The organism is Endozoicomonas sp. ONNA1 (assembly GCF_024606325.1).
Taxonomy (GTDB): Bacteria; Pseudomonadota; Gammaproteobacteria; order Pseudomonadales; family Endozoicomonadaceae; genus Endozoicomonas_A.
In genome coordinates, this window is the sequence record NZ_JAHHPN010000280.1 from 1 (window position 1) to 5,304 (window position 5,304).

1 protein-coding gene is annotated in these 5,304 nt (G+C 46.5%); it reads right to left on the minus strand.

Going from position 1 to position 5,304, the window contains the following annotated elements:
• The coding region (locus KDK19_RS06570) for a hypothetical protein (RefSeq protein WP_257291598.1) at positions 1-5,008 on the minus strand (5,008 nt) is incomplete at its 3' end.
• Positions 5,009-5,304: the final 296 nt, after the last annotated feature.

Genomic DNA, 5,304 nt, shown 5'->3' on the forward strand with positions numbered 1-5,304 from the left:
TCTTGCGGCCGTTTTCAAAGGCAATATCGTCAAGAACGTAGTTGGCGATGACCGCCGCTGAGAACTCTTTCATGCCGACAATAGATTCTTGCATGCCCGCCGGACCAGTGGCAGTCACGGGGACAAACATAAAGGCACTCTGCATAAATTCCTCAGCGCCCTTGTCGGACAGCATATGGACAACGGCACTGAAGTGAATCACATTAACGCCGTGTCTGTAGCCAAGGAAGTGTTCAAACTCTTCCACTGGCTGATAACCATCGGCACCCCTGATGGCTTTCATGTAGTTTTGAAGTTCAACCTTACTGATCAGACCGTCTCGCAGCAAAGCGATGATCTTGTTACCATTGCCAGAACCGGCAGTGAAGTATTTCTGGAAAGTTGTCAGATCCTTTGATTCATGTTCGACGAAATGAATGGCTCTTTTGCCCATACCGCGTATTTCACCGTCGTATTGTTGAGCCCCGGTTGCCATCTCATTCCTGGCCCTGTACACCAGCTCCTGAACTTTTTTCAGGACATTCAGAGGCCGATCTTCCGTTGGCTCGAAAGGGCTGGGTGGGAAGGTCGTCTTCAGGCTCTTGAATACTTTCACAATCCGAAGGGCCTGATCAAAGGTCAGATTGTCTCCAACCATTGCCTGCAAGAGAATCGGTGCAAATTCATCTTTAAAATCGAAAGTCGAAAAGAATGGTGTCGTAAGGAACGGTTCTGCATTACCGCTTTCTGCTGCTAATTCTGTCAGACCGATGGCTGCTTCCAGTGCTTGTTGCTTGAGAGGGTGTTGCTGTGTGAAGGCGTTCATAGCGGCCTGAACTTTTGTCTGTCTCGGTGTGTACTGGAAGGGATCATCGTTATTTTCGACAACTTTCTCTGCAATCCTCAGGTTATCCTTCATTCTCTCAATGCAGGCTTTCCTGATTTCAATCTCACCTTCCAGGCTGGCCTGTTCCTGATTCAGTTGCCGGATCTTGCCGACACTACCACCATCCCAGACCAGTTGTACCCGTTTGTATCTAAGGGCATTAATCCGGTCTTCAAGGGTGTCAGTAGAGTCTGGCTTAAGACCCGCGGCTTCCTCAGTGGCTTCAAGAAGCGCGTCATGATCCGCCAAGTCCTGTTTTGCTTTGGAAACAGCTTCACTTTTACGTCTCAGGGCTAAAGCCAGCTGAGCCATTTCGTACCTGGGTACTGCTTCAGACGGCCCAACGGTGATTCTAAAATCGATCATTTCCCGTTCTTTACGAACCAGATTCGTTCGTGCATGATCCTCCTGAGCCCTTGCATCGTTTACATCCATCACTTTCTTGTCATGCACACGCAGGAATTTCCTGACCTGAATGTACTCTTTCGTGGCAAAACGCTGTTTACCCCGGACTTCATGGGTTTCGTCCTGATCATGACTCTCTGAATAGGCTTTATTGGCAATAAAGTGATCAGCTTCTTCCAGTAAACCGAGGTCACCATTTATCTGAATATTCAGTGCTTTTGTGGCTTTCCCAAGGACTTCATCCCGTTTTTCTGCGCTGCATGTCCGCAGGAAATGTTTGATGTCGTCTACTCGATCTTTAAAGGTTTGCTCATCACCTGCAGCCAGACCCAACTCGTTCTGAAGTTGTTTAATGCCCTGTTTGAGAGGTGTTTCCTCTTCATCCGAAGTATGTTGGAGGTCCGCACGGCTCACCAAAAATGCCACCTGCTTGTCACGAAGCGTGCTCAGCTTGCGTTGAACACCTGTCAGCTCACTTTCAGCTTCTTCTATTGCCCGCCTGACAGTGACTACCTCACGATCATAGACGTATCGGGGTTTAGGGCCCAGGCGGGCCATTTGTCTGTCAAGCTCATTTTCAATGGCCGTAATATGCCCGTCAACGTCAGCAAAACCTGTTTTTAAAACTTCTTCATCCAACCGTTGAAGTTTTTTGTTAATGAGAATGTTTTGGTCTTCGATAGTGGCATCATCTTTATAGTCCTGAATGTTGAGTTGATGAGCTATTTCATTGTTTCTGACTCTTTTGACATCTTCATTGTCATAGACTTCCTCTACTTCTTCCTTTAATGCCCAAATTTGGTTGTAAAGAACATACTTGTTGTCAGACAGGGGGGCATCGTTTTCAAATTTTACCCCCAGATCATTGGCCAGCCTGGCAAGAAAAGCCCTGCCTCTTTCTTTAGCCTTATATCTTACAATGGAGTAGATCTGCAGCTCTTCCTCTATATCTTTAAGCAACTCTGTATTTTGTCTTATGACTTGCCCATCCGCATCTTCGACATAAAAGGTAAGACGCCTCTGAAGCTTCTCGTATTTTACTGCCCATTTTTGGCTCGCAGCTGTGATGTCTTCTTTCCAGAGAGTTTGTCCTATCGTATCCAGCATGGATTCTGAGACTTCATTGTTGTCAAATTTTGTACGAATCCTGCCAAGTCTTGTTGCTTTGTCATCACCTTCATTGACATTGATCTCGAGTATTTTTTCTACGGTTTTCAGTATCTCCAGCGCTTCTCTCTCTACCCGCAGTCTGGTTTTTATGAGGAATGTCTGAATTTCTTTAGAAATGGCTTCACGACGGTAATACACATCGTCCTCTCCATTTAAGTCATCAATCTTCAGGACTTTTTCCACAGCAGCCAGTTTCTCAAGTACTTCAGGTCTGGCTTTGGGGTGGTCTGGTGTTCTGATGTCTTCCAGCTCTTCTTCCAGCTCTTTAAGTTTGTAGAGCTTGTAATAGACTGTTGATTCCAGGGTGGCACGGTCTTCCAGTAGGGTGTTTTCACGTAGATCAATACCAAGAACCGCTGCCACAGCCCTTTTTCTGGTCCTGGTGTAAGAATTCTCTATTTCGCGCTGATCGTCCATTTTATACAGTTGCTGACGCATAAGTTGCTCTTGAGCACTCATTGTCTTAATTTTTTGAATCAGTTGTTCTTCTTGAGCATCAATATCTGCATTGCTATCAACACCCTGAGGGTTTAAATGAGCGGCAATGGTTGCATAGCGGGCTTTGATTGCAGCGTCTGTTCTGGTGCTTTGTTGCTGAAGATGCGTTTGAACGGACCGAAAGCGGGCACCCAGATCATTTTCATTATCTGGAATAATACCGATTTGACCTTCAATAACGGCCAGATTTGTTTTTACAGTGTCTTCCTCAGGCAGTCCCGGTGCGGCAACGGCTGTTAAGATTTCATTAAGTCTCTCCCGGGTGCGTGTGGCTTGTTCTTCTGGTGGCAGGGTATCATCCCAGTCATCTATGCTAAGCATTGTTGCTCTTTCAGAATTGTAAACCTTTCTGGCATCACGAAGTTGTTGTGCCAGGGCTGGAATTCGTTTGCTTTCCTGCTGAAGTGCCTGTTCCCGGTTTTCCAGCGCTTCCATTTCGGCACGAAGCTTTAAAAGCTCATCCCCGATTCGTTGGCTTATTTGTTGTGCTTTGAGTTTTTCCTCTTCACTGGTAACCTCTGCACCCGTTGTGTGCTGCAACTTATTTCTAATCTGGAGGATTATGGCTTCTTTTGTCTGTAGCTCCTCCAGGCTTTTATACATTTCAGGCAGCTGCCTGGTCATGTCGCTAATCACTTTGGCAGAAAACTCTTCGTCGACCCCGGGAGGACCGACCTGCGTTTCGCTGATAATGTTGACAACAGAACTTAACGTCCGAATAAAGCGTTGATTAGTCAGAAGATTTCTAATTACGGGTTTGAAGCCGAAGTGTTTTTCGAGTTGAAACTGTAACCAGGCTGGTGTGATGACAGACCAGGCAGCTTTGATGTGTGCAAATGTGAATTCAAATTGATAGGCATTATCCGGAGTAGCACTGGTCAATGCCTGCCGGAGATATTCATAGTATGCAAGCCTCGCCAGTGGATAGGTTTTAAATTCAGTTTTGTACTGTTCGTAATGTGCCGCTGATTCCTCCAGCAGTGCCATCTGCCTGCTGCGAATAACGTACTGATAGATCATGGTATCGTAGCTATTAACCTGTGTTTTTAGTGCATCAACGGGGTAATTACTCTCAGCTTTTTCCAGGAATTTATGGAGGTTTTCTATAAAGGCGATATCGTTCGGATACTGCATATGACCATGGAAAACAATAACCTCCCCCGGAGCTTCGGTTACTTCCAGCTTTGGATAGCCCACAGGCACGGAGTAAGCCCGCGTGTCATCTTCGACGTGTACAACATATCCAATGGGTTTGCTGTGTTTTAACAGTTCATTAAGCGCCTGCTGTTGTAAATCCTTTCTCAGGACATGAACCTGAAAATAGGCAGAGGTGGCTGCTGCCAGGAGAGCCTCATCATTGACGAAAAGTGATTGACCCAGACGTTTCAGTTCAGGAGGCTGATCCCCCCCGGAGATGAGACGCATGAAGGTACGCCCATCCACTTCAGCTTGTTCTATTTCAATGGTGGCAAGGGCAACATAGTGATCACGGGTCCCGAGTTTTCCTGCTCTTTCATTAGCACCTTCGAGCACCTCGTTCAGTTGTGCGGGTCTGGCGATTTTTGTCAACGGTTCCAGTGGTTCGGTGCTATCCATTTGATCAAGCACAGCCTCAACCGAATCCTGATCGGTCATTCCGGCCCTGACTTCAATGATCAGTTTTTCTTCTTCAAGGTTATGGGTGAACCTGAAGACGTCCTCATCACCCACCTTCAGGATTTTGGTGTATTTCTGAGCAACGTCATTCTCGTCCGTTTCAAACAGATCAACAATGGAAACGTCGGCGTCGATGCCGGAAAGAATGTCTGTGAAAGAAGGAATGAAATATGCACTGAATCGAGTCCGATCAGGGTAGGTAGTGGTAAAGGATTTAGGTATTGGCTGCTGGTCATCGTCTAAAGTTGGCTTGACTATGACCTCACTCCGGATCAGCTCCGCTTGCGCATTGTCCTGAATACCGACAAATTTTGTCTGAAGTCTGCGATTGGCCAGAGCCTGTGTACCAATGATGGAAGAACAGACTGCAATGGCCACTGCAAGGCTTAATGCGTTGGGGCGAGAATGTGTCATTCTACTTCCTCGGAATTGAGTGCTTTTATTGCCGTGAAAAGCGATTGCTACAGTAGACGAGGAAGCGACTTTTATTCGCTCATGGCTGTCAATCGCTCATGGCTGTTGCGATAAGCTGTTGAGAGAATTTAGTTCACAGTGGCAAAAGTTCAACGCCAGTAAAATTGAGTTGTTTTTTCAGGGAGGGGTTTCCTCTGGCGCTGCAATCCTTGACTCGAAGAATCTACCCAGAGCGTAAGAATAAGGAATACTTTCTGCGTGGGAGAATGACCATTTAGGTACATTGTCCCTGAAGT